Raw genomic sequence first — 25,344 nt, forward strand, 5'->3', positions numbered from 1 at the left:
GTAGCTAAGGGAATACATGATGCCGTCGCTCGATGATGCGTTGAAAATCTTTGAAACGCTCGCCGCATTGCATGCGCTACCTGACAAGGTTGCGCTCACGACGGCGGAGACCGCGCTCTTCCTGCGTTTGTCACCTAAGACGGTCGAGCGCATGCGTCTGAACGGCAGCGGACCGCCATACATCCAAGGAGGTGGTGGTTCGCGCGGTGGCAACCAGAAATGCCTTTATTTGAAAGAGGACTTGCTTGCCTGGCAAAAGGCAAACAAGGTTTCTAACTCCATGGAGGCTGCGATCAGAAAAGGGCGAGCGTTCTGCACGATCTTTGATCTTGTTGTCGACGCACCGTTTTATATAGATGCGGAGGGCCGGCTTGATCTCCAGGCGGAGGAGGTATCGTTGCGTGCGATTATCAACCGTTTGGGCTCAGACGCATGGGAATTGATCTGGCTACCGGTGATCGAAGCGGCCGGCAGAAATTGGCTAGACGCGGGGGCTCACCTACGCCTTGCCACTGCTTGTCGCGAGGTCTTTAGGACGGAAAATGCCAAACTTGATTCAGCTATAGAAGCCACGGAGCTTTCACAGTGCATCAGTTATATACATCATAAAGAGTGATCGGAAATGGCGCATAAAGGGGGTATGAATTTTTATCAAGAGGGTGGATTTCTTTCGTTTGAATTTTTCTGGATTCATGCATTAGTAATTGATGCGCGCTACACATATTCATGGTTCCGCGCTTTGATGGCGTTGGCTATCTTATTTGTAGGACTCGTCTATGCTCGATTTGGGACGACATGGGCCATCGACGTCCACAATGCTCGCATCATAAAAATTGGCATTGGCGCCAAAAGCGAGTTGCATAAGTGCGTTGGAAGCGTGGTCCGATTTTTCTTGTCCCTTATGCTGCTATCGGTGGTGGTTGGAGTTCCATTTTTGGTCTTGAAGGGGGGGCTCCTTCTTGCGGGTGAGCTGCCTTAGATCAATCCGCAGTCTCTGAAAGAGACTGTCAAGCAAGCTGGGGCTGACGGGTTTATTGGAAAAATATACTGCCCGCACCACCAGGTAAGCAACCCCGACAAAAAACACCACTGTCCACCAATTTTCAGCATTCATTGGGCCGCCTCCATACGTTCAATGCGTGGTTGTCTATTAGTCGCATAAAGTTTCGGATTGTCAAGACCGCATGACTGGCGCCGCGCGTGATACATGTCTTCAGGATCGACGTCGACGAAGTTGGTCACGAGACCACCAATCCGAGTTCATGTAGTCGGAGCGCCATCGCCCCGATAGACAGACCAAACTTGTCAGCCAAGGACGGAAAGGGCCTGCCGGCGAACGAGCGGGCGCCAGCAACGGCGGCGGCGAAGTCGAGCGAACCGGTCGCGGCGCGCATCAGTTCGTCGGCCTTTTGACCTTTCAAAAAGTAAGCAATATTGTCATCCAAGACCAGCGGCGGGGGGCCGAAACGGGCGGCAAAAGCTTCGGTGGTTAGGCGCCGGGGCGCGAGGAAGCACGCGGCGAAGTAGTCCGCCTCCTGCTCCTTTGTATGGCGGCCGTGCCCCTCGTCTCCGCTTGGCGACAGCGGGCGATCCCGATGGAAGGTCTCGCCTTCGTGAAGCATATAGTGACCGATCTCATGCGCTCCCGTGAAGCGCATCGCCCGTTCGCCGAACCGGGTCGACAAAGAGATGATTCCACGACGCCGATCCAAGGTTCCAGCTACCGAGTAGAGCTCAGAGCCCGAGCGAAAAGTCCCGAGATCGTCTGGATACGTGATTTGGAGATCGATCACCCGGACAGCGACCTCCGGCTTGCACATCGCAATCGGCGACGGCGCCCCCAGCGGAAACAACAGATCCCGCTTGTGCCAGATTTCAAACTGCAGACGCCTGGCCTCGTCTTCGATGTTTTGTCGGTTCATGTCCCGACCCCCGAGCGCATTGTGGCATTTGCATGCTACACCTTATTTTGTGTGGTTTGTCCTATTCAACACCAGATGTTGTGTCGGTGGTTTCCCTGGCCGTGGCTTAGGGACACTCAGACAGTCGCTGACTCTAAACCCTCTGCCAAGCGGGATGGCCAGAGCAAATGATTCATAGAAAAAAACTATTGATGGATGTTTTTATTTGCAGCAAGGCTGGGGTGTCTCCCGATCCGCGCGCCAAGCGGTGCCGTGATGAACCGCGTGGCGGGCGTGCGCTCGGGCAGTCTCGCTTCGTGCTTGCCGGGATACGGCCGAGCGCTGTTTTGCTTAGGGCGCGCGGATGGCGGCCCCTCCCGCGCGACGCTCTCGAGCGAGCTATGACGGTGCAGAAAAGTCGAGGAGTATGCCATTTCGACTGGCCATCAGCACTCGCGAAAAACGTGAAAGACTTGATTTCAACTCGTCTGCCACGCTGGCGAAGGTCCGTTGCAGCGATGCCGAATGATTATTGGCCTTGCAGAAAACAAGTAGCATCGTATCGCTTGGATACTCTTTGCCGCTTTTCTTTGTTAGCACTTTTCGAAGCATGGCGCCTTGCGTCTCGTTTAACCGGGTTTCGCTGACAATTTCGGTGACTACGCCGGTCTTGTGCAATTCAACTCTCTTTTTATGCTCGGTTTCGTTTTCCAGCACCGTGATCTCAACGTGAGAGCTGACCGGCGCCCCCGACCGTCGATCAACAATCACGGCGTCGCCGGCTTGGTTGCCGAGGACCAGTCTTGCTTCGACAGCGGGTGATTCTTCGTAAAAGTATTTACAGAGATAGCCGAGTGGCACCATTTCATCTTGCAATTCCTTGGCCAGGCCGATGCGGTGCATAAACTTTTTCATCCCATCGGGCGTCGACTGAAGAACGCTGCAAAGGCCATACGCCATGTTTAGGTAGTCCGACGCCGGATATGGAAACTCCATTGCCTGCCGGAATTCATCGTTCGACAAATGCTCGTTCATAGATTTGCTCAGGTAAATCCTGCGACACACGACGGATTGCGTCAGGCGCGCGACAGGCGATAGTGCGGGGCGTCTACAATCAAGGTCTCGTTGGATAAGGGCCAAGGCTCGATCGGCTGACTTTAGCACGCCGCACGAGGCTCTCGATTCCCCAACAGCTCTATCTCAAGGTTTGATGGCGTCGTCAATCTGGCCGCAAAGAAGATGCGTTAATCGGCGGGCTTCCCATCTTGCATGGCGATCACGTGCGGGCCAAAATGAGCCCTTCGTCCGAGCGGCGGGAAACGCGCGCTTGGGCGACACGTAGGCCGCCCGAGTTCATTCCACACGCTATCAGGACCCCTGTATGCCGACGCCAATCAAGACGAAGAAAAGCCTTGACACAGCCGCATCCACCACTACGAAAACCGCGAAGAGCGGCACGAAAGCCAAGTCCGATAGCGTTGTCGGAAAAATCGTTCGCGCCGGCGTCTCGACGCGGCGCGCAGCCTCGCGCGCCGACGCGGTCGGCCACCAACGCAAAGAGGACCGTGCGACCACACGCCGTCGTTCGTTGACGCAGGCCGAAGTAGCGCAACTGCGACTCGAAGAGGCGGAGGCACGGCGCGACGACTTGCCGGCCGCGACGAGGGAGCGAGTGCTCGACTTCCAGCTCGACTTTGTCATCGGCTCGGGGATGCTGCTCTTCAGCGAAGACCCCGCGACGCTCGCCTCCGCACGCGCAGACGCCCCCGAACGCGACGAGCGCGTGGCAGGTTTTCTTAAGCGCACGTTTGGCACGCGCAAGCCTGCTGATCTGATGATCGCGCGGTTTGTGCCGATTTCAGATTTCAAGGGCAACACGCTTATCCGAACGTTGATTCCCGAGAGCGCCGGCGTCGATGTCGCTGCCGTGATCGACCGCGCGGCGGCGCGCGCCGATGAGCGCGTGGGGGAAACCACAGAACGATTGCGCGCACGGCACAAGCAGCGTGTCGCGACCCAGCGGGCCGAGCACGAGGCTCAGCAGGCCCGAGACGCGCGGCGACTCGCCGAATACCCCGGCGAATGGCTGGCCGATCACGCAAGCGAGCTCGCCGAAGTCAACAGTGCCGCTGGCGGGCAGACGGTCACTGACCCCCGCGTGGTCAGTCGATTGTTCGACATTGCCAGAAAGGCGAGCGAGGCGCGAGCAGCGCATCCCGAAGGCGATGCCACCGCCGCCGTCGAACTCGTCGTCGGTGAGCTCATCAATGCATTTAATTCGATGGCGCTGCATGAGCGTCGGCAGAACCAGGACGACAGGCAGCGCATTCGGGAACTTGAAGCGAAGATCGAGAAACTGGGGGCGCGGGCCGGCACGGCCAATTGATCACTTATTTTCGACGCTAGGTTGCTGACGGCGATAGACGATCAAAGCAAGTGACGCTTTGGCGACAGACCATGCATAAAGGTGTCGTTCTTCCACTCGCTGTCCATTGCCGTTGAGCGAAAAATAAACGCATTGCTTGCCGCGTCCGAAATGTCGATCAACTTGGTCAGCAGGCCGAAGTTTTCGGCCTGAGTTTGATTCCATTCGCTCCTTCGTCTCATGAGCTCAGGCAGTGAGTGGTCTTCCACGAAGCATTGATACTTCCCGAGAAATCCAGTCACGATGTCGGCGATTTGGATGCCTGGCTCGCTCTTGGAGTCGGAGAAGCGGAAGCTCACGTCCCTGTCGCCGTCTTTGAACGTCGTGTCGCTCAACTTTTTCTCGACTTCGATTTCTCGGTCGAAGATGTGAACGGCGTTTTTGAAGAGCACGACCGGGCGCGTGTAGAAGCCGTGAAAGCCGTCGATCAACATGTCTTCCTCATTGTCGAGCAGACAAGCTAGCTCTGGCAGCGCCGCTGATTTTTTCATCAGGCTTTTGAGCATCAGCGCGGGAAGACGGTCGTCTTCGGGGCTAAAAGCATTGAGAAAAACATCAATGTCAGCGACGAAATCCGCCGTTCTGCTCGGCTGGATGTCTGGATAGCCGTGCCGTTTCAACAGGGCCAAGAACAAGGCCTTGTCGAGATTCGCAAGCCGATACAATTCGTTTTTCAAGGCTTGCTGGTGCAGGTGGTAGCTCGCAAACCCATCCTCCGACAAGATGGAGTCGATGATGTCGACGATCGCCCAATAGATGATGTTGACGCTGGAATAATGGATCATGATGCCGTGCTCGATGATCCAGGACAGGACGGTTCGCAGCTTCGTTGAGGTCAGCACCGTCTCGAAATCGCCTTTCGCGACGTGAGCGAACTTGATTTCGGGCGCGTTGCTATTCATGCGCAGCTCGGCGCGCAGAGGGGCGAGATCCGGGAGGGCGCGCCCTTCTTCGAGAACGACACCGCCGAGCACGAAATTCTTGTGCTCAGACACGTTGGTGCCGTCGTCCGTCAAATAGAGCTTTCGAATGTTGTTGGTCTCGTCGTAGTAGAACGTGAACTTGTCGTCGGCGCGCCGAAGCTGGAACGCTCCGATCATGATGTTTCGCATGGCGTTCACGTCAAAATCCATGGTGTATGTCTCCCGCGATTCGTTGCGGCCGGCGCCGCCGCTATGAAATCCCTTGCCCGGCGACGCGATGGGGCGGCGCGAGCGCGCTCGCCAGCCTCAGTCTTCCAGGTCGCGCGCGCCGTATATGAGATCGGAGGAGAACAACTCCGGTTCGGTGAGCGCGCTGGCGGAGAAATCCGGCCGCCACGTGGGCAAATATTGATGCCCGTAAAGCCAGTCCATGCCAAACCATGCGGTCGCCGCGAACTGCGCGGCATCCGTCGGCGGAGCGCTCGGGGCGTCGACGCCTTTGGCGGCGAACAGGGCGGGCTTGGCTCGGCGGGTTGCGTCTCTGAGAGGAAGGTAGAGCGCCCAGAAGTCCGGCTGTTTTCGTCCGAAGTGGACGCCAGCGTAAAACATCACGGCGCAGCGCGCGATTTCCGCGGTGGCCGGCTCCTTGGCGCGGCTTTCGATGTGATGCAAGAGCCGCGCAAGCAGATAGGCTTGGCGAAACAGTGCCTGTCCGTATCGTGAAAGCTCTCGGTTCGCGATGTCCACGAAAAGAAGGTTGTGAACCTCCTTTTCGATCTCCGTATCAATGCCTATCCATAACTTTCCGAACGCGTCGTTGGTCGGCCCCGCCCACTGACGCTCGAATGCCGGGCTCGTCGTGCTAAGGCCGAGTGCATCCCAAGCGAGGTAGAGCGGCTCGACGACATCCTTTTCGAGCGATTGTTCTGCTGCGGTCGTTTTCTTCTTTGGCATGAACGCTCCTCGGGCTGCGGGGGCTCCGGTCGAAATGCGTTTGCATGCGAGCCGGGCTTGGTCTCGTCGCGGCTTTGTGGCATGCCGCGCTTGCGTCAGTTTCGCACAGCGCGCCGCCGTCATGCGCGAGCCGTTTGCTTTAACCCAATTCTCTCGACCGCGAACTTGTCCCGCTCGCCATTTCGATGCGGGCGACATGCAATCTGCATAGATCGGTCGGCGGCGGGATCGCGTCGACTCGAACGCTCGACCCGCATCTACCTCCCGCGCGAATGAGACGATATAGTTGAGCGGTCCGAGTCGCGGCGCGCATGCCGCGGTCATGAGAGAGCGCGAGAACAAGCCGATAGCGCGGAGACCGTATGCAAAATGAAAAAATTGGGTCCACGTGGAAAAAGTGGGATTTGCACGTCCACACCCCGGCATCCATCATTCACCACTACCCAGGAGGCGAAGACGCCGCGTGGGAGGCTTTCCTCTCCGATCTCGAGGAACTGCCGGCCGAATTCAAAGTCATCGGCATCAACGATTATGTGTTCGTCGATGGCTATGAACGGGTTCTGCGCGCGAAGCGGGAGCAAGGCCGACTCAAGAACCTTGACCTGATTCTGCCGGTCGTTGAACTGCGGCTCGACAAGTTTGGCGGCGTCGTCCAAAAGACGAAAGACGGATTCTCCGAGTCGAATTGGAGCCGAATAAACCTGCACGTCATTTTCGACGAAGTCGAGCCCGCGCTTATTCGGGATCAGTTCCTCAGCGCGATCACGCGGCACTACACGCTGACGCCGGAAGCGAGCAGCCAGGGGGCGAGATGGGGCGGTGTGATCACGCGCGAAAATCTGCGCGCGCTCGGCGAAGCCATCATTGCCGCGGCACCCGACGGCCAAAAGTCTGGTTATGACGACCCGCTGACGGAGGGCTTCAATTCGTTGAACGTCAGCATGGAGAAGGTCAAGGAGGCGCTCAACACACCATACTTCGAGCGCAGCCATTTGCTTGCCATCGGCAAAACCGAATGGGACAGCCTGCGTTGGAGTGACCACACGATCGCAGACAAGAGAACCGTCATTAACGAGGCGGATCTCGTCTTCACTGCGGCGGAGAGCCCGGCGGCTTATGAAAAGGCGCGCAAAAGCTTGGCTGACGCGAAAGTGAATGCCTTGCTTTTGGACTGTTCGGACGCCCATTGGTTGAGCACGGAGAAGGACAAGGACCGCATCGGCAACTGCTTCACGTGGATCAAGGCGGACGCCACATTCGCGGGCCTGGTCCAAGCGATACGCGAGTTTTCGAACCGCGTCTATATCGGCGACAATCCGCCGAAGCGGCAACTGGTCGAACGAAACAGGACGAAATACGTTTCGTCCATTCGCGTGAAGAAGAAGCCTGGCTCTGCGTTGCGAGAACCATGGTTCGACGTGGACATGCCTCTCAACAGTGACTTGGTGGCGATCATCGGCAACAAGGGAAGCGGCAAAAGCGCTCTGTCCGACATCATTGCGCTGGCGGGCGACACGAAAAACATGGTCGACGCGAGAAACAGGGCGGGTTTTTCGTTCTTGAACGAGCTGCGCTTTCGGAATCCCAAAGGGAAGCTGGCGCAGCACTTCACGGCCACGATTGTCTGGAGGGACGGCACGGAGTCGCCGCGACAGCTTGACGAGGACCCTTCGCCGACAAGCGTCGAGCGAGTCAAATATTTGCCGCAACTGTATCTCGAAACGCTGTGCAACGAGCTCGGCGAGGGCGGCTCATCCACGTTCGACAGCGAGCTTCGAAAAATCATCTTCTCCCATGTTCCCGAAGAGGACCGGCTTGACCAACCATCAATGGATGCGTTGATCGACTTCAAGGTCGCGGAAATCAATGCCGCGAGGCAAGCCATCATCAAAGAGATTTCGAGGATCAATGCCGATATTCTGGCCACCGAGGATCGGATGACGGCTGAGTTCCGGACGGGGCTGGAAAAGCAGCTTGAGGCGAAGCGCTCTGAACTGGCGGCGCTTGACGCAGGCAAACCCGTCGAGGTCGCAGACCCGGGCGCCTCACCGGAAGCGCAGCGCGAATCGGAGCAAGCGGCCGAGTTGATCCAGCAGCTCGAAGCGCAAGCGGCGGCCGTAGACAAGGAGGAGGCGGAGCTTCGCGATCGCAAGGGGGCGGCTGTCAAGCGGCAGGCGCTGGCGAAGCGAATCTCGCAGGCGGTCGAAAATCACAAGAAAGCTCACGACCAGTTTCTCCAAGAGTTGGCCCCTTTGCTGGGCGAATTGGGCGCGGAAATTCGCCCCGATCAGCTTGTTTCATTGCAAATCAACCTGGCTCCCGTCAATGAAGTTGGCGCGGCGGCGGCCACGGAGATTCTCAGCGTTGACGGGGCGCTTCTGAGCGAAGAGGCGGACGGCCTCATCAAGCGACGCGAGACCGTCAAGGCGTCCATCGAGGCGACGAAGACGAAGCTCGGCGAGAGGCAGCGCCTGTTTATCCAATACAAGGAAGCGCTCGCAGCGTGGGAAAAGGCGAAAACCGAACTGATCGGCGGGAAGGACAAGGCAAATAGCATTGGCTGGCTGGAAGCGGAGATCGAGGGGCTCGCCGCATTGCCGGGGCGGCTTTCGGATTTGCGCGCGAGCCGGGTCGAGAAGGCCAAGCAGGTTCATGCGTTGATCGTGGAGGCCGTCAACGAATACCGTCGGCTATACGAGCCGGTTCAGTCCTTTGTTCAATCGGCGCAGCAGATGGACATGCCTCTTCCTCTCGACTTTCAAGTTCGGATCGACGAGTCGGGTTTTCAGGAGCGCTTCTTCGCAAGCATCAATCGCCAGGCGCGAGGATCGTTTTACGGGATCGAGGACAGCGACCAACGGATGCGGGAGCTTCTGAGCGAAGCAGACTTCTCAACGGCGGACGGGACGATCGCTTTTGCGGAAAAGCTCGACGATTTGCTTCGCCACGACCGCAGAGACGACGCAGGGCGGCCGACGAGGCTGGCCGACCAAGTTCGACGCACGGCCGGGCCAAGAGAGGTGCTCGACTACCTCTATGGACTCGACTACCTGTCGCCTCGGTATTCGCTGACTTACGCGCAGCAGGAAATCGGGCAATTGTCGCCGGGGGAGCGCGGTCTTTTGCTGCTCGTCTTTTACCTGCTTGTGGACAAGGACGACATCCCCATCGTCATCGACCAGCCGGAGGAGAATCTCGACAACCAGACGATCTACAAGATCTTGGTGAAATGCATTAAAGCGGCCAAGGAGCGCCGCCAAGTCATCATCGTCACCCACAATCCCAACTTGGCGGTTGTGTGCGACGCGGAGCAGATCATCTACGCGGAGTGCGACAAGACCGAGCACAGCTTCACTTATGAGGCCGGGGGCATCGAGAACCCGAAGATGCTCGAAAAGGTGATTCACATCCTTGAAGGGACGAAGCCGGCGTTTAAGAACCGCAGCGACAAATACGCGCTTTGAGCGTTTCGTCGGCGATGGCGCGAGGCGGCTAGCTGGCGCGCAACAGGGCGCCATCGTGTTATCGGGGCGGAGATTGAATGGGGAAGAGCCATGTCGCAGCGCAAGCATCAGTTGCCTCCTTTTCTGGATGGCGTAGTGTCGGAGCAAGTCTATTTCCGCTGGCTTGCTCGCAAGGTCGTTGCTCATGTGCGCCGAGACCGCAAGCGTTTTGCGAATGAGGCAACGGGAGCCGCTTATCGCCAGGCGATTCACGAAGCGGTTGTCGCGAGTGGCGGGCGCGACGACTACACAGGCGAAGAGCTCGACTGGACGCTCATCAGCAAATACGCGAACGCCGAATCCCAAGAGGGCCGGCATCATTACAAAGCGGGCTTCGCGTTATTGCCCACGGTGGACCACGTCGAGGCGTCGGCAAGCGAGGCGGCGTTCAAGGTATGCGCGTGGCGCACGAACGACGCAAAAAACGATTTGTCCGTCGATGGCTTCATCGCTTTGTGCGCGTGGGTTCTGATTCACGCCGGGTATCGCGTTGAGCCTCCCGAGCAGGAGTGCGCGGCGTAGCGTTCACGCGGTATCAAACACAACCAGGGCGACTCTCTTTGGGTGCGCGCGCTCGGTTTCCCTGCTAGGATTTGTCCATAAACATCAAAATCCTTTCACGGGGGATCGCATGTCGAAAGTGTTCAAGGAAGCGCTTAAAGGTCGGCCGGCCCAAGAGGATTCGTCAGGGGCGGCGCCTGCCACATACAGAAAAGTTGTGAATGGATTGTCCATGGCGCTGGACCGTGAGCCTGTGCACACTCGCTGGCCAAGCCAAGACTTTGAGTTGCTGCTCGACGAGATTCCCGAGGCGATGAAGGCGAAGGCGCTCGAATGGTATGAGCGCGGGATCAAGAGAGGGCTGGCGCGGGCCACGGACCTCATGGGCAGTGGAAAGATCACGGTCAAAGATGGCGTGGTGTATGCGCCCTCCGAGATCCAGGTGAATGTTCGGACAAAATTTCGCGGTGAAGAGTGGGAGTCGCGAGAATTCATCGTTGACACGACGGACATCGGTTTCGACAACGCCTCCGGTGATTGAGCTTGTCGGCGAGAGTCTTTGGTGCGCTCTGGCCTGATGAGCGCGCGAGAGCGGAACGCGGCGCAAGCGCTGTTTTATTGACTCGTCGCTGTTTTTGATCTCATTTTTTCTTATACACCTGACGCACCCTTGCCAGGTGAAAAACCATCGGGCGCGAACGCCCGAAAAACAGCAGGGCATTCGCGTCCGCGTCATGCCGCGAAGGAGCCAACAACGGCTCCAAGCTTGCCTTGCTTGTCGATCGAATGCGCCGCGATTTGCCACGAGCCGCTCGGCGAAAGGCTGCACGAGAAGCAAACGGCGCTGAATGAATCGAGCCGAGAAAGCGGGCTGCCTGCTTCGATTAGTTCGACGCGGACGAGGGAGGGCAGCGCCGCGCTTTGCGCGCGGGCGCCATCCACCGCGACGATCTGGCAGAGAAAGTCCATCGAGACAAACGTCCCTGACGCGCGAGTTTTCGATCGCCATGCGGCGCGCGCCAACATCGATTTTGGCGTCGGCTCGCCGAGCGCTTTCGCCGTCGCGCGCAGCCAGTCGCCAATCGAAACGGCGGAAGCTTCGCGTGGCTGACCGCCGAGTTCTTCGTCGAAATCGTCGTCGACTGCGGCGGCCATCATCGCGCGCATGTCTTCGGCGATCTCGTGGACGCGCTCGACCCGGTCATGGATTTGCCGCGCGGTTTGATCGGCGTTTTTGTCGGAGGCGGACAGCGCGGCGAGCAATCGGGCTTCGAGCTGACCGATCGCGGCGATCGTTTCCGCGCTGGCTTCGCGGGTCTCACGCGCCGCGTCGATCTCGCTTGCGGGAACGAAGAGCGGCGTCGTCGCCAGTTCGAGCGCTTTGTCGATCGCGTCGATCGGCGTCGGGGCGCCAGGAAGCGAAGCGGCGAGCGCTTGCAACTTCTCCTTTCGCCTTCGCGTCAACCAGACGCTGACCTGCTTTTGATCCCACCGACTGCCACTCGATTCTTCGTTCGTCATTTCGTTTGTCTTCGCGTGATCGGAAAATTGGCGTTCGCTGTTGGCGTCGTTCGGTCTTGGCGGCCTGCACGCGAATCAATCGGGCCGACGGGGCATCGTGTCCGCGCCGACGCGGAGCATCGCGACCGTCAGCCTCATGATTTCGAGGGGCACTCAGCGACGCAGATCGTCGCCCGGCTCCCGGCCGGCGTTGCGTTGGCGAGTTGGCTTCTCGCCCATGAGTCGCCGGACGCGTCGTCGCGCTTGCGGCGAGGCCGGAAGTGGCGCGGCGGACTGGCTTTTCTCGGCGCGCGCTGTCTTCATTCTCTTTTGCGCGTTTGCTTTTGCGTTCGCGCCAGCGGCGCGGCGACGTCGCTCGGGATTATTGGAGTGGGCCGGTGAGCGTGCCAGTGTGGCCGTCGGAGTCGGAGCCGGTTGCGATGCGGGAAGAGGAGCGGAAGCTGCGTCGCGGTCGATCGACGCGGCTTCGCGATAGTCGAGCGTGGTCTCTTTCGCCCGGCTCTTGCTCATGCTGCGCGCCAAAGCCTCGATGATCTGCTCCCGGTCGAGCGGGACTTGTCGCTCAGCTTGGGCCGCTGCGAGATGCGACTCGGGATCGAACGCGGCGACAGCGGGCGCGTCGACGTAGAGGGTCGTCGCGAATCGCGAGCGGCTCGCGGCGACATACGACCACTCGCGGCTCATGGTCGCGGTCGTTGGATTGACGAGGACGTGCGCGCTGTCGACCGTGCGCCCCTGGCTTTTATAATTTGTGAGGCAATAGGCGAGGTCGAACCATCCGAATGACGCGGGAACGGCGATGATCGTTTTGTCGCGCCCGCCCGTGTTGTCGATCGCGTCGTCGAGCTCGACAACAAGTTCGCCCGCGAGATCGGGACGCGTGGCGCCTGGCTCGGGTTCGACGACGTCAAGCGCGGCTCTGATGTTGACGGCTCGAACGGTTCCCGTCGCTCCATTCGTCACGCCGAGCTCGCGGTCGTTTTTCGTGAAGACGACGCGATCGCCAGGCGCGAAGCGCTTCGTCTCCGGCTCCGCGTCGCGAATGTTGACCGGCAAGTCGGCGCCGGCTTCGTCTCGCACGACGCCTTTCTCGACAAGAAGCGCGCGAGCCATCGTGTTCAGCGATGCGACTTCCGCGCGAGTCGCGGCGATCATGATCTTGGAGGGCAGCAGCGTCCTGTCGATCGCCCACTCATCCACCGCGGCTCGCATGGCGGGCGTTCCGGTCGGCGTCGCGTTTGGCTCGGCGGCGCGATTCGTTTCTGAGATCAAGGCGCTCGGCTGGACGCCAACGCCGAGAAGGCGAAGCCGTCCGCGTTCGTCGAGCAGGCGCAACGCGGGGAGGGCGGAGCCCTCGGCGAGCAAGGACACCGCTTCGCGTAACCATTCGTGGTCGAATCTCTCTCGCCAGCGTGCGAACCCGCGAGCGAGCTTTGGCGCGCTCGCGCAAAGCCGCTCGATCGCAGTGAGACGAGAGTCCTCGGGCGCCGCGCGCAGCGCCGCGACTTGCTCCTTGCTGATGCCCAGGCCGGCTCGCGCCTGAGCGTCGAGCCATTCGAGAAGCGGCTCAAACGCCGTTCTTTGTCGCTGGATTTTGGAAATCTCCGCGCGGCCGTGCGCGCGAAGCAACGACGCGAAAATGCCGCCGCCCGCGACGGGCTGCAACTGCTTGGGGTCTCCGACGCAAACAAGCTTGCCGCCGGCAGCCAGGACAACCTCTTGCAACGCGGCGAACTCGGGCGAGCCCACCAAGCCGGCTTCATCCAAGACGACGATCGAGCGCTCGGTGAGCGGCGCGCGGCCGGAGCGGGCGGCGAGCAGAAGGCTCGCGAGAGTGCGGGATTTCGCGCCAGTTTCTCTCGCGAGAGTCCGCGCGGCGGAGGCCGACTGGCAGCAGCCGACGACGGAGAAGCCGGCGGCTTCGTAGGCTCGAATGGCCGCGCGCAGCATGGTCGTTTTTCCGGTCCCGGCCCAGCCGACGACGAACGCATGTTGTCCGGTTTCGCAGGCGACATGGAGAGCCGCGGCGCGTTGTTGGCCGAGCGAGACTTCGACGCCGAGCTTCTCGCGCAGCTCGCGTTCGAGCGCGTCGAACTCCCGGTCGACGAGCGCCGGATCGACCCTGTGCGCGCGGCTCTCTTTTCCCGCATGCACGCGCGCGTCGGCCGTGTCTTCGAGCGTTTGGCGTGCCCTCGACGAAAAGACGTCGGTCATGCCCGCTGTTGTTCCGAGCCGCGCGACCAAGTCGGAGGACATCAGCGCATTGAGCTCCGCGAGACATTCTGCGGCGGACCATTTGCCCATCGCCTGGGCGCAGATCGCGGCGAGCGCTTCTTGCCGAGTCGCGCATGACTTGGACGACATGAGCTCTTCGAGCAGGGCCTCGCGGTCGATCGCGAATGGCGACGGGGCGTGGCGCGTGGCGCCGTCTGCCAGGACATGGAGGGCCGGCTCGGCGGGCAGGGCGGCGGCGCGATCGGAGGGCGCAGGTTCAGCGAGAGAGGGCGATGCGGGAGCCGCCGCGGGCGCAAGACCGGCGCGCATTCGAGCGACGGCGGCGGCGTCTAGGCCAATGCTCGCGGCCTGCTCTTTGAAGAGCGCGAGCAGCTCGGGCAACGGAGGCTCGGCTTTTCCGGCGCGCGTGTTGAGCGCCGCGACGCCCTTCGCAGCTGGGCTGTGGTCGCCCGCCGCATGCTTGTCGAGGTGCTCGCGAATTTGCCGGCTCCGCGTCGAGAGCGCGTCGCGTTGCGCGTCGGAAATTCCAGCAAGATTGAAATAAGGGCCGTCGGGCACAATCGCGAAGCCGAGTTCGCGCATGCGCCAAGCGAGCTCCGCTCGAAACACAGCCCCTGTCGCGAGCTTGCGTTCAAACTGCGGGCGCAGTTCGAGCGCGCTCCATTCGTTGGAGCCATGACGTTTTCCTACGTTTAGAAAAAACGCGTGGAGATGGAGTTGCGGTTCGAGCGCCCGGCTTGCGAAATGAACGTGGCAGGCGGCCAGCGTCGCGTCCGCTTCGCGTTGCACGCGGCCGCCTTTCTCGTGCCGCGTGAGCGCTCCCGAGTCAGCGTAGCTCAGCGCGGCGAGAGCGGCGTCTTTCAGGCACCGGATGATGTCTCGTTGCGTCTGTGCGTCGGCCGCCGCGAACGCGACCGACACGTCCTTGGGGGCGGAGAACGTCAGGTCCAAGCCCATGACGTGACGATCGCCCGCGCCCTGGACTAAGGGCTCGCCCGTGAGCGGGTGGAAGCCGTGGGCCAGGCGCGCGACGTGCTCCGGCTCGGGCGCGTCGCCGAGGCCAAGCAGCCGCGCGCCGTCGCCGGCCCAAAACGGAGCGGGCTGGCCGAGCTCGGGCGAGCCGCGGAGATACTCGACGAAGTCGCCGCGCTCGCGCGTTGAGGGGCTCCGGATATAGAAAAGGTAGCCGTCGCCGCTCTTTGCGCTGCGCTTCTGATTCTTCGCCGAGTTGATTTTCGTGAGGGAAAGCATTCGGCCGATCGAGCGTCGGATCGAGCCTCAACGGGCTCGGAGGCGCCGTTTTGTTTCCCGCGCCCCGGAGGCCGCGGTTTGGCTCGCCTTGGCGTCGTGGCCGCTGGCGGCGTGTTTGGCTTTCACCCTCGCCAAAACCCGCGCGATGATCTCATCGCGCGCTTCGCTGTTCTGCCGAGCCTGCTCGATGGATTCAGGGGGCTTCTCGTCCGCTTGGCGTCGGACCTTCGGCGACGGTTGCTCTTGCGAGCTATACCACTCGGCGAGGTCGTCCAGGCGCACGGCGGGCATCGAGCAAAGCATGCGATGCGGAAGAAAGAAGCGGCCTTCGCGCATCGCCGTGTAAATCGTCGGCGCGGCGATGCCAAGGATCTTTGACAACTGCGCCACGCGAACAAATGCCGACTCGATTCGGTATTGTTGCGCGAGGGATTTCTTGGCCTCATCGGCCGTCATCCTTCTTTCCATCCGCTCCATGGGCGCTGCGGCTTGCTCGTCTGCTTCGACATTTCGCTCCATTTGCCCTCCGAGGACACGCTAAACCCCCATATCCTCCGCCGGAGCGGTGTTCGATGGTTTGCTTCCCCGTTCACCGACCGCCGGCAGTTTCGAGCGCGCGCGAATCGAGACTCGCCTCGGGGACCAAGGCCCCTTTTCTCATCATTTATTGAGCCGTTCGTCGGCATCCAATAACTGTTTTTGCTGCAATGGCAAGTCGCAGCAAAGGTCTTTGAGGTCTATTTTTTGGGTATTTTTCAGAATAAAGGTTTGTAGTCTTTCGATTCCAATTCAAATTCGACCACCAAGAGGCGGTTTTAAGTATTAGATACCAAAAACCACACTGCCCCACAGTGACGCGCCATCCGGTTTGGCGTTGATTTGGCAATCCCAAGCTATTGCGCACAAAGACTTTTTTCGAGAGTAAACGGTCGGCGCCAAACGCTGCTGCAATTTTCAATTCACAAAGGTTTGCAGCATCGCGTGAGGCGTCCTGAATCCCCCTTTTTTTAGAGGATTGTCGAGGGGGCTTTTCGTCCAAAAAAGGGAGACCAAACCATGCTTAGCCTTTCAAAGAGAGTCAAAAAAAGCGGTCAATGCCAATGGCAAGCGACCATTCGTGTTCCAGGCCAAAAGACCGTCAGCAAAACCTTCGGAACGTGGCAGGCGGCTCGTGATTTCGGAGAGGGCATCGACCACGAACTGCGGGCGCTCGTCGCGAAGGCGGCCGAGCCTGCCTTGCCCCCGGATTTGCTGGCCGAGGACCTCGGCGAGATCGTCGCCGAGTTCGCGAAAAGCAAGTGGGCGAGCAAGCGCCACCCTGGGTTCGCACCCACGGTCACCAAGCATGTGTCCGGCCACAAAGTCGGGGACGTTCGGCTGCGCTGGATCGACGAATACATCAACAAAATGCGGGAATTGCCGTCGAAGCGCGGCGCCCCGTTTTCCCACAACAGCATCTTTTCCCACTTGTGCTTGATGTCTCTGGCGATCAATTGGCGCGCCGCGCAGCTTGACGTCCAGCCTCCCGTGTTTCCCCGCTTCTCGCAGCTCTTCCCCGAAGGCTACGACACCCCGCGCCATCGCCGGCTGGCTCCGAAGGAGGAGCGCGCGCTTATCCAGCATCTCTGCCGCCAGCGAAACGAAGAAGGGCGCTTTTTGTGCCTGCTTGTGTTGCTGGCGATCGAGACGGCCGCGCGCCTGCAAGAGTTGATGTTCGCCAAATGGGACGAGTTCCATTTCTTCAAGGACAAGGAAGGGAAAGACAAGGGGGTTTGGCTGATGCCCGCTGGGCACACCAAGACCAAAAAGAGTCGCGAGGTGCCGCTGAGCGAAAAGGCGCGGCGAATTTTGCGCGCGCTCAGGAGATTGCAACCAGATGGCGCCCAGCCGATGTTCATCGCCTTGGGAACTCCACGCCAAGTCTCGACGCGCTTTGCCGCCCACGCCAAACGAGCGGGCCTTGTCGACTTCCGTTTCCATGATCTGCGTCATGAAGGCGCGACGCGCTTGCTGCTTCTCAATCCTGACAAGCCATACAAGGTTATGCGCGCGGTCGGCCACTCGGACATGTCGACGTTCAACGGATACGTCAATTTCGGACGCGAAGACTTGCTTGATCTCGTCGATTGACGCGCAAGCGAGCCGCGAATGGCGATGGCTGCGAGGCCGTCGCCATTTTTGCGCGCGGGCGTCTTTCCCAACGGTCCCGTGTGGTCGGGTCGGCGACGGTCGTAAGTCGGAGACAAACGAAAACGCCCCGCCGAATTCTGGCGGGGCGTTGCGCGCGGCGCTATCTGCGCCGTCGCGGCGAGGGCTTGGCCGGAGGCGGTGAGCCGGCTTCGTCGTCATCGCCCTTCGCTTTCGGCTTGGGCTTCGCAGGAGCGGCAGGGGCGATGCCTTCCGCCAACCCAACGGCGCGAAGGCGAGCCATCACGCGTTGCCTGGCGAGCTCGTAGTCGCGCGACGCGAGCCGCAATTCCGCGCGAATTTCGGCCGGCGTTTTTCCGTCGAGCATGCCATCGAGCACCGCGCGGTCGAGATCGCTCCCGAGGGAGAGGCGAGCGCGAAGCGCCGCGCGCGCCGCGAGCCGGAGTTCCTCCGCGGCGATTGCCGCTTGCTCCGGCGTCGGGCCGGGGCATCGCCAGCCGCCAGCCGTGTCGCAATGGTCGAACGAGGACGAGAGCCCCAGTTCGTGCCTGTGCAGCTTGCGCTCGCTGTGCGCAATGCTGTCCATCACCCGATAGACATAGAAGTCGAACCGGATGCGGAGCGGCCATTTGCGCCTGCCGTCGAGCATGCGCAAGAGCGCCTCTTGCAGGAGATCGCAGCCGCCGTCGGACCCCATGGCTTCCGAGAGCCTGTCGCCCGCGAAGCGGAGGCCTTTGCGCTGTCTCGGGGTGAGATTTCTGAACGCTTCGATGATCTGTTGTGTTGTCGCGTGAGTAGTCATACGCCTCCTGGGTCGACTTGGGTGAGTGCCTTCCGCGACGCGGAAAGCTGACCCTAAATCCGCCGATTGGGGTTTTCCCAGGTTTGTCCCGACGAGCGGCAAGGCTGCCGTTCGTCGCCCTTCGTGGCATGTCCCCTGGATCGCGGCGCGATTGGAGGATTTGGAGGCTTCGAAGCATGGGAGCCGCGCATGGGACAGGGGCAGGGACACGGGGCGAGCGCGAACGCGCCAAGCGTCAAACGAACGGATTGGGCGGCTTGGTTGAAGTTGGCTGCGGTGGAGGGGGCCGCGGTCGGGGCGCTCGCGCTGGCGGCGCTGTGGAGGGACTTGCCAGGGCTGCCGGCACCCTCGGGCTCGCTGGGCGCGCATGCGCTCTGCTGGGCCAAGCTGGCGGCCAATCAGCTTCCCCCTGGCTTGTTCGCGGACGGCGCGAGGGGTTGCGCCGCGCGTTGGAGCGGACTCGCGCCGACGGGGCGCCTCGCGGTCGAGTGGCGTGTCGTTGTCGCCGCGCTTGCGGCGTGCGCGCCCGCCGCGCTGACGGCTCGCCGCGGCTTGGCCCCGCGCGACGGCCTTGCGTTCCTTCGCGGCCCGTCCCGGCATGAGCGCCGGGCAGCGGCGAGCAGGCTGCGGGCGAAGGTCGCGGCGCAGGCTAAACGCCGGCCAGACCATCCGATCGCGCCCGGCGTGCCGTGGCCGGCGGACAAGTGGACGCGCCACACGCTGATTGTGGGCGGCGTCGGCTCGGGCAAGTCGACGTTCCTTCGGCCGCTAATCAAGCGAGTCGTCGAAGCGGGCGACCAAGCGCTGATCTTCGACCCGAAGGGGGAGTTCACGGAGGCTTTCGTCCGGCCCGCCATCCTGGCTCCTTGGGACGCTCGCTCGCTGGCGTGGGACCTCGCGCGCGACCTGCGCAACACGCAGGACATGCGCCGTTTTTCCGCCGCGATGATCCGCGAAAGCTCAGACCCGATGTGGGCGAACGCGGCTCGCCAACTGCTTGTCGGCTTGCTGGTTTATCTGCGTGCGACGCGAGGGCGCGAATGGGGATGGGCGCATCTCGCCCGGCTGCTTTTCCTCTCGCAGCCTGAGCTTCTGGCGATCATGAGGCGCTGGCATCCCGAAGCCGTGCGCGCGGTCGAGAAGGCGTCCGTCACGACGCAAGGGATTCTCATCAACCTAGCGTCGTTTTGCGCGCCGATTGTCGACCTCGCGAGCGCTTGGGGCGCGACGCCTCCGGAGCGCCGGATCAGCTTTCGGCGATGGGCGGACGGCAAATCGCCGTGGCGGCAAATCATTGTCCAGGGGCACGGCAGCTATGCCGATCTCACGAAAAGCTACGTTGAGGCCGTCGTGGGAACCATCGCGGCGCGAGTGAACAGCGTGGAGATGCGCGACGACCCTTCGCGCAAGCTGTGGTTCATCGCCGACGAGTTGCCGCAGGCGGGCAAGATTCCGATTCGCGAGCTGTTCGAGGTCGGCCGCTCGCGCGGAGTGCGCTGCGTTGTCGCTTGCCAAGATTTTGCTCAGTTGGAAGAGGTCCACGGTCCGCTGCTCGTGCGCGCGTTGACGTCGATGTGCGGGACTCTGGTCGTCGGGCAGATGTCCCCTGGTGAGACAGCCGAGCAACTCTGCAAAAACCTCGGCTCGCGCGAACACGAGCGAAGGAATGTGTCGGTGTCGGCGGACGGCTCGAAGCGCTCCGAGACGGTTTCGTTCTCTCGCGAAAGTGTTCCGCTTTACTCGCCCTCGGAGCTTGCGTCGCGGCTCGGTCCGACGCGGGATGGCAAAGGCGTCAGGCTCCTTGTTGTCGCTGACGGCGACGCGCACGAGCTTTTCTATCCGATCGTCCGACTTCGCCGCGCGCGGCGGGCTCATGCCCCTGCGCCTTGGACGCTCGGGATCGGCGTCGCGCCCGCGACGCCGGCAAGCGCGCCGAGCGAGCTGGACAAGGCGAAAGCAGCTGACACCGAGGCAAATGCGCCTCGCGCCGCGCCGCCAGGCGCCTCCCGCGCCATGAGCGCGCCGGCAGAACTTGGCGCCTCTTTCACGACCGGCGGACAGGCCGCGATGGATCCAACGATCGCCAAGCTGCTTGCGACCGATTTTCCTGAGCTTGGCGAAAACGGAGGCGGCGACAAAAGCGGAGACGAGGGCGACGGCGACGATGGCGGCTCGGCGAATGCCAAGGCGCAGCCGTCGCGCTGACGGGGGCGGCCCAGCGCCGCAAGCGGTCCAAGAGAAATCATCACAAGGGGACGACATGAGAGCCACGAAGCGACGAGAAAGCAAACGGAAATTGAACGAGCCGAAGGCGCTCGCGCTTGGCGCGAGCAAATCAGGGGATGTTCGCGAAGCGGCGGACCCCGATGGCGAATGGCTTCAAGCGAGCCTGAGGGAGGCGCGGGGCGAAGACGATCCGCGTGGCCTCGCGTGGATCGAGGAAGTCAGAGAGGCTTGGTGGAGGCGCAAGTTGGCGCGGCTGCCCCGCGCGGTTGTCGACGCGTTTCTTCGCGCGCGGCGCGCGCTCCTTCGCGTCGCGGCGCGGCTTGCGGCCGCTCGTCGGAGCTTGGCTCGCAAGGCTTGACCCGCGACGCGTTTGGCCCGATCAAGAATGCCTGCTCTCGCCAGACAAGGCGCGGTCGCGTGGCTGCGTGCCCGTCAAGCGAGGCGCTCGCGCGCGGCCGGCAGGTCGAGAGGTTGTCGACGTTCGGCGAGGCGGCGGGCAAATCGGAAAGCGAGGGTGTGCGGGGAAAACACAGCTTGGGAGGCTACGCGGTGAAGGGGCCGGCAATCGAACACTTGGAGCGGCTCGACGTCGAGCTGCGGGAAGCCGCTCGCAAGGGGAGCGCGAAATCCCTCTGCGATCTGCTCGCGCGCGGAGCTGGCGTCGCGTCGACCGACGCGCACGGCTGGACGACGTTGATGCTGGCGACGGCCTCGCGAAAAATCGAATGCGTGAAGTTGCTGCTGCCCCTCGTCGACGCGGCCCGCAAGAGCCGAGACGGAACGACGGCGGTGATGATCGCCGTCGGGGCTGGCTGGGCCGAAGGCGTCGAGCTGTTGTTGGCCGCCATCGAATCCGGGCCGCGCGGAAGCCGCCAGCGGCGATTGGCCTCGACGCAACGGGACGATTCGGGGCGAACGTTGCTGATCTCGGCCGCGAAGGCGGGCAGCGCCGAGTGCGTGCGGCTGCTGTTGCCCACGTCCGACCCCAACGCGGTCGACATCGACGGCCAAACGGCGTTGATGTGCGCCGCCGAAGGCGCGAGCGTTGGAGCGGTCGAGTGCCTCAAAGCGCTTCTGCCTGCCGCTGATGCGACGAAGCGGGACAGGCGCGGCCGGACGGCGCTGCACTTGGCCGCGATCGGAGGCCGGCCCGAGGCCGTCGAGCTTCTCGCGCCCTTGTCCGATCCGCTGGCTGCCGACAAACAGGGGAAGTCAGCCTTCGGCTTGGCTTTGGAGCGGAGCGACGAAGACGGCGAGGCGATTCGCCAGGCGTTGCGTCGCGCGTTGGCCGAGAAGGAGGGCGGCGCGATCGGCGAGGCGTTGGGCGAGAGCGGCTCTGCCGCGTGCGGGTCGCTGCGTCCGCGAACTTTGTGAGCGTGGACGCAGACTGGCTTGCTTGAAGCGCTCGCGCCACGAGCGCGGAACAAGCGATCGATTTGAGATTAAAAAAGGCCGCTTTCGCGGCCAATCGGGCACGATCCCGCCCGAGGCAATCGTGGCTGGCTTTGCTGGCTCAGGCCTGTCCGGCGGGTTTGATCAAATGCGAGAGCTTGCCGCTGACAATAAAGATCGCGACGCAAATGTTCAGCACGAACTCTAAGAAGAAGCCCATTTTCATGCCCGCTGACGTTGGCCCATCGCAAAGTGCGGGAAGGAAGAAGCCGAACATGCACACAGCCGCCCCGACGAACACCCAAAAAAGATCTTTTGTGCGTTGCGCGCTTGCGGCGATGATTTTCATCACAAAAAAAATGACGATGAACAAGCCGATGATCGCGTTGATAAGCGGAATCAGCATGAACATCGAAAATCCAAGCACTCCGAAAAATTTTGCGAAGGCCAAGCCGCGCTTTTCTTGAACTTGCTCGCTGACGAGTTTTTGGTTTTGCATATTTGCTCCGATAAAAAAGCGCTGGCGCGCGCGATTTGCAGACACGCCAGCGAAGGGGGACTATCTTTGAAGGAATCTATTGAGGCTTGGAGAATTTGAGCAATTCGACGTGCGTTGGTGTCGGCGCGCCGTGCGAGGGTCGGTCGAAGTAGTCCATCTTGATCACTCGCCCAACCGATGGCGCATACCAGTCTGTCTCGCGGGCCGTGCCCTCGCCGCGATTGCCTTCTGTGCCTGACCAACTTGCGGTCATTTCGATCTTGAACGCGGCGAACACGCCGGCTGGCGTTTCGACTTGTTCGACGCCGACGACCTTGGCTTGGCGCTCGACGTCAGACGCCCAAGAGCCGGATCGATAGACGCTCGAAGACGACCAGGTCTTGCCGACCGACATCGGAAATTGAAGTTTTCCGTCGCTCGGTTCGAACGTGCCGGTGGCTGTTTTGACGTTGTTGCCGCCCGCGTCGAGAACGATCGATCCGCCATTGATCTCTGTGCGTCCGCCCTCCACGCGCGAGACGGTTTGCGCGAACGTTGAGTTTTTGGTCGGTTCAAGATCGTTGGTGTAGCGGAAGGTCCATTGCTCGCCGACGATGTAGACGGGTGCATCAGCTTGCGCCGGCAGGGCGGGCTGCGCGACGGGCGCGGGCAAGCTCGCGGCGGACGTAGCTATCGCGGCGGAGGCGGCGACGAGTGATGAAAGATCCATGGTTGTCTTGGTGTGGATATTGGTCGGCCGCGAAGGTTGGCGCGGCGACAGCCGCGCGCCCCGACGGATTGGTCAACAGGTGGCGGCTTGGCGCCTTAGCCTTTGTCCGCGTCGGCGGCGAGCCAGCCGTCCGCGCCTTTGAGCATGCGAATGCGCGCGGCGCCCGCTTTCCCCTGGATGTCGCACACGTAAGCTTTCTCGCCATCGGACTTGCAGCCAATCAACTTCACTTCGGAGACGGCCTTTTTCTGCTCAGCAACCTGTTGGTCGACGAACGAGTTCTTGCCGGCGAATTGCTCCGCTTGCTGTCGCCCGACGTCGACTTGTTTCTCCAAGGCGGCGCGAACGTCGCCTTCGCTCGGCGAGCCGCCGCAGGCGGACAAAAGCGCGGACGCGGCGAGCGCGAGGACGAGGGCAACCTTGCTTTGTTGGGTTCGTTGGAATCGTTGGCTCATGGAAGGTCTCAATTGAGAATGACGCGGCGGGGCGTGGTTTGCTCGAACGCGCGAGCGCCGCTCGCGCTCTGCGCGCTCGCGGATGTCGGCGCGCCGATAGGCGTGTTGTCTGTCGCTGCGGTCGTGAATTGCCAGCTCACGGAGAACGAGGTCGCGGCAAGCGAGGCGTTCGTCAACGTGCCCGAGACTTTGGCCGTGTAGGTCGTGCCCTTAGCCAGCCTTGCGATCGGCACACACATGGCCTCGCGTGTCGCGTCGGAGTTGTTCGAGCTGTCCGTCTCAATGCACGGCACGTTGGCGCCCGACGCGTCCGTGATCGTGAACGACACGTTGGAGAACGCCGCGTTGTCGCCGCCCGAGAGCGTCACCGGATAGCCGACCACCGTGTTTTCGAGCGAACCGTTGTTGTAGGAGGCGACGGGATTCGGACTTTCGTTCGCATACCAGCCGGTGTTCACGCCGCTCATTCCGCTGTAGGGCCACGCGACAAGCTGCGCGTCGCCGACCACCTGCTTGTAGTCGGCGAGGTCGACAGTCAGTGTCGAGAGCTGCGTCGAGCTCGTCGCGTTCGCGACGCCGGCTCCCGCATGAACCGCGTCAAACAACATCACCGCGCGGTGGAAGGGGGCGTCGAAAAGAGCCTCGATCGCCTCGGTCGAGCTTGCGAAGGGGCCGGAGAAGCCAGCGGTGACTTCGCCGACGGAGTTCGTCGAGTAATACAAATTCACGCGGTCGCTGGGCGTGGCCCCGGTGTAGCCGGTCTGCCCGGCAGTTTCGACGTGCCCAACCGTGTTGTTGTCTTGCTCCCACAGGGAGTGATTTGCAGCCGCTTGCGCGACGCCCGATTGCGACGACAGCGCGGCGAGGCCGACTTGGGCGCGCATGTTGTTGATGTAGCCGAGCGCGTCTGTCGCCGTGTCCCCGGACGCGACGAAGGAGCCCGAAGCCGATGTCCCTGGCGCCGCAAACAGCGCGACGGCGGATGCCGAGCTGGTCGAGGACGTGCCCGTCGAGCTTCCGCCGCTTCCCCCGCCGCCGCCGCACGCGGCAAGCGCGGCCGCCCCCACAGCGGCCGCCAAAACAGTCTTTTTCATTGCTTTTCCATGTATGAGCGCGGGCCCTCGCACCGTTGCGAGCAGCCCCACGGACTGAAATTGATGTATTGCGTCAATAAGAATAACTCTAGACGTTAAATTGTGAGCGCGCCGCGACGAGAAAATGACGGCGCGCGTCGTTTTTCCGCGACGCGAATGACGTCGGGAGGCGACAAGGCATGGGCGAGGCCGTTCATGACGATCTCGCGAAGAGCGTCGGCGCGGCGTTGAGCCGTCGACGAAAGAGCGCGAACTACACCCAGGCGAGGGCGGCGGATTCGCTCGGCCTCGAGAAAGAGACGATTTCTCGGATCGAAACGGGCGCCATTTCTCCCACGCTCCACAGGCTCGCGCAGTTCGCCCGGCTTTATGGGTGCTCCATCGCCAGCTTCTTTGCCGGATCGGACGCCGAACTCGGCGCGGACGCCGCGAAGCTGGCCGCGCTGCTCGACGGGGTGGACGCGGATTGCCGCGCGCGCATTCTGCGGATGGCCGAGGAGATGGCGGACCAGTGCCGGCGCGTCCAACAACTGGAATCGGCGCTGGCCGAGCGCGCGCAGCTCGAAGCCGCTCTCCCGGATCGCCCGTTGCCGCGCCGCGCGCCCAAGCGCCTCTGACGCGAGGCGGGGCGCTTTCCACGTTTCCCGATTTCCCATCGCCACCCCTTGGCCCTGTTTCTTTTCGCGGTTTTTCTGACGCCGCGTCGCCGAAATGTTCAACCAAGGGGGAACCGAGCGCCCTGCGTTTCGTCCGCGATTTGTTGTCATTGCGTCCGCAATTGTTAAATCGACAAATCGCGCGCGCC

Annotated in this window: 23 protein-coding genes; 11 read left to right on the forward strand and 12 right to left on the reverse strand. The window is 61.8% G+C overall.

The window, feature by feature from the left end; genetic code table 11:
• Positions 1–16: 16 nt before the first annotated feature.
• Positions 17–616 carry a helix-turn-helix domain-containing protein gene (locus BFE01S_RS41705; RefSeq protein ID WP_052420778.1) on the forward strand — a complete coding sequence of 200 codons (600 nt, stop codon included), beginning with the start codon at positions 17–19 and terminating at the stop codon, positions 614–616.
• Positions 617–640: 24 nt separating this feature from the next.
• Entirely contained in the window at positions 641–979 is a 339-nt protein-coding gene (locus BFE01S_RS03835) for a hypothetical protein (RefSeq protein ID WP_028224471.1), read from the forward strand.
• 259 nt (positions 980–1,238) lie between these two features.
• On the opposite strand, the gene BFE01S_RS37240 is transcribed toward BFE01S_RS03835, so the two are convergent.
• Positions 1,239–1,922 (reverse strand): ImmA/IrrE family metallo-endopeptidase, encoded by a 684-nt coding sequence (locus BFE01S_RS37240; protein ID WP_052420779.1) that lies wholly within the window; start codon positions 1,920–1,922, stop codon positions 1,239–1,241.
• A 378-nt stretch (positions 1,923–2,300) separates the two neighbouring features.
• Positions 2,301–2,936 carry a hypothetical protein gene (locus BFE01S_RS03845; RefSeq protein WP_028224472.1) on the reverse strand — a complete coding sequence of 212 codons (636 nt, stop codon included), beginning with the start codon at positions 2,934–2,936 and terminating at the stop codon, positions 2,301–2,303.
• Positions 2,937–3,282: 346 nt separating this feature from the next.
• Between BFE01S_RS03845 and BFE01S_RS03850 the strand changes: the two genes are divergently transcribed.
• Complete coding sequence (locus BFE01S_RS03850; RefSeq protein ID WP_028224473.1) at positions 3,283–4,287, forward strand: hypothetical protein; 1,005 nt, start codon at positions 3,283–3,285, stop codon at positions 4,285–4,287.
• Positions 4,288–4,328: 41 nt separating this feature from the next.
• On the opposite strand, the gene BFE01S_RS03855 is transcribed toward BFE01S_RS03850, so the two are convergent.
• Together BFE01S_RS03855 and BFE01S_RS03860 are read right to left on the reverse strand one after the other, a co-directional pair.
• On the reverse strand, positions 4,329–5,459 hold the full coding sequence (locus BFE01S_RS03855; RefSeq protein ID WP_028224474.1) for a DUF3800 domain-containing protein: 1,131 nt from the start codon (positions 5,457–5,459) through the stop codon (positions 4,329–4,331).
• 96 nt (positions 5,460–5,555) lie between these two features.
• Positions 5,556–6,203: a hypothetical protein gene (locus BFE01S_RS03860; RefSeq protein ID WP_028224475.1), complete on the reverse strand. Its 648-nt coding sequence runs from the start codon at positions 6,201–6,203 to the stop codon at positions 5,556–5,558.
• 362 nt (positions 6,204–6,565) lie between these two features.
• Between BFE01S_RS03860 and BFE01S_RS03865 the strand changes: the two genes are divergently transcribed.
• The 3 genes from BFE01S_RS03865 to BFE01S_RS37245 all read left to right on the forward strand — a co-directional run bounded on the left by BFE01S_RS03865 (position 6,566) and on the right by BFE01S_RS37245 (position 10,748).
• Entirely contained in the window at positions 6,566–9,667 is a 3,102-nt protein-coding gene (locus BFE01S_RS03865; protein ID WP_028224476.1) for a TrlF family AAA-like ATPase, read from the forward strand.
• A gap of 90 nt (positions 9,668–9,757) precedes the next feature.
• Positions 9,758–10,228, forward strand: coding sequence for a hypothetical protein (locus BFE01S_RS03870; RefSeq protein WP_084169527.1), 471 nt, complete (start codon positions 9,758–9,760; stop codon positions 10,226–10,228).
• Positions 10,229–10,337: 109 nt separating this feature from the next.
• On the forward strand, positions 10,338–10,748 hold the full coding sequence (locus tag BFE01S_RS37245) for a hypothetical protein (protein ID WP_156966899.1): 411 nt from the start codon (positions 10,338–10,340) through the stop codon (positions 10,746–10,748).
• A 191-nt stretch (positions 10,749–10,939) separates the two neighbouring features.
• Here the strand turns inward: BFE01S_RS37245 and BFE01S_RS03880 are convergent, their stop codons facing one another.
• The 3 genes from BFE01S_RS03880 to BFE01S_RS03890 form a co-directional block, all read right to left on the reverse strand.
• Positions 10,940–11,728: a hypothetical protein gene (locus BFE01S_RS03880; protein ID WP_156966900.1), complete on the reverse strand. Its 789-nt coding sequence runs from the start codon at positions 11,726–11,728 to the stop codon at positions 10,940–10,942.
• Positions 11,729–11,881: 153 nt separating this feature from the next.
• Positions 11,882–15,214: a MobF family relaxase gene (gene mobF, locus BFE01S_RS37250; protein WP_084169529.1), complete on the reverse strand. Its 3,333-nt coding sequence runs from the start codon at positions 15,212–15,214 to the stop codon at positions 11,882–11,884.
• A 27-nt stretch (positions 15,215–15,241) separates the two neighbouring features.
• Positions 15,242–15,733 carry a helix-turn-helix transcriptional regulator gene (locus tag BFE01S_RS03890; RefSeq protein ID WP_028224479.1) on the reverse strand — a complete coding sequence of 164 codons (492 nt, stop codon included), beginning with the start codon at positions 15,731–15,733 and terminating at the stop codon, positions 15,242–15,244.
• Positions 15,734–16,270: 537 nt separating this feature from the next.
• Between BFE01S_RS03890 and BFE01S_RS41710 the strand changes: the two genes are divergently transcribed.
• Complete coding sequence (locus tag BFE01S_RS41710) at positions 16,271–17,344, forward strand: site-specific integrase (protein ID WP_028224480.1); 1,074 nt, start codon at positions 16,271–16,273, stop codon at positions 17,342–17,344.
• A gap of 160 nt (positions 17,345–17,504) precedes the next feature.
• Here BFE01S_RS41710 and BFE01S_RS03900 read toward each other — a convergent pair whose 3' ends face one another.
• Complete coding sequence (locus BFE01S_RS03900) at positions 17,505–18,059, reverse strand: hypothetical protein (RefSeq protein ID WP_156966901.1); 555 nt, start codon at positions 18,057–18,059, stop codon at positions 17,505–17,507.
• Positions 18,060–18,353: 294 nt separating this feature from the next.
• On the opposite strand from BFE01S_RS03900, the gene BFE01S_RS37260 reads away from it, so the two are divergent.
• The 3 genes from BFE01S_RS37260 (at position 18,354) to BFE01S_RS03915 (ending at position 21,764) form a co-directional block, all read left to right on the forward strand.
• Complete coding sequence (locus BFE01S_RS37260) at positions 18,354–20,369, forward strand: type IV secretion system DNA-binding domain-containing protein (protein WP_156966902.1); 2,016 nt, start codon at positions 18,354–18,356, stop codon at positions 20,367–20,369.
• A gap of 91 nt (positions 20,370–20,460) precedes the next feature.
• Positions 20,461–20,748, forward strand: coding sequence for a hypothetical protein (locus BFE01S_RS44930; protein ID WP_028224482.1), 288 nt, complete (start codon positions 20,461–20,463; stop codon positions 20,746–20,748).
• A complete protein-coding gene (locus tag BFE01S_RS03915) occupies positions 20,745–21,764 on the forward strand; it encodes an ankyrin repeat domain-containing protein (protein ID WP_169742591.1) in 1,020 nt (339 codons plus the stop codon). The genes BFE01S_RS44930 and BFE01S_RS03915 overlap by 4 nt, the downstream gene beginning before the upstream one ends.
• Before the next feature lie 139 nt (positions 21,765–21,903).
• Here the strand turns inward: BFE01S_RS03915 and BFE01S_RS03920 are convergent, their stop codons facing one another.
• The 4 genes from BFE01S_RS03920 to BFE01S_RS03935 all read right to left on the reverse strand — a co-directional run bounded on the left by BFE01S_RS03920 (position 21,904) and on the right by BFE01S_RS03935 (position 24,590).
• Positions 21,904–22,281, reverse strand: a complete 378-nt coding sequence (locus tag BFE01S_RS03920; RefSeq protein WP_028224484.1) for a hypothetical protein — start codon at positions 22,279–22,281, stop codon at positions 21,904–21,906.
• 76 nt (positions 22,282–22,357) lie between these two features.
• Entirely contained in the window at positions 22,358–22,990 is a 633-nt protein-coding gene (locus BFE01S_RS03925; protein ID WP_028224485.1) for a TapB family protein, read from the reverse strand.
• Positions 22,991–23,085: 95 nt separating this feature from the next.
• On the reverse strand, positions 23,086–23,445 hold the full coding sequence (locus tag BFE01S_RS03930; RefSeq protein ID WP_028224486.1) for a hypothetical protein: 360 nt from the start codon (positions 23,443–23,445) through the stop codon (positions 23,086–23,088).
• 8 nt (positions 23,446–23,453) lie between these two features.
• The gene (locus BFE01S_RS03935) at positions 23,454–24,590 is read right to left on the reverse strand and encodes a CAP domain-containing protein (RefSeq protein ID WP_245621024.1); all 1,137 of its coding nucleotides are present in this window, start codon (positions 24,588–24,590) and stop codon (positions 23,454–23,456) included.
• 128 nt (positions 24,591–24,718) lie between these two features.
• Here BFE01S_RS03935 and BFE01S_RS37265 point away from each other — a divergent pair, with 128 nt between their 5' ends.
• Positions 24,719–25,156, forward strand: coding sequence for a helix-turn-helix domain-containing protein (locus tag BFE01S_RS37265; RefSeq protein ID WP_042337198.1), 438 nt, complete (start codon positions 24,719–24,721; stop codon positions 25,154–25,156).
• The last annotated feature ends 188 nt before the right edge of the window (positions 25,157–25,344 follow it).

The organism is Paraburkholderia ferrariae NBRC 106233, assembly GCF_000685035.1.
GTDB lineage: Bacteria > Pseudomonadota > Gammaproteobacteria > Burkholderiales > Burkholderiaceae > Paraburkholderia > Paraburkholderia ferrariae.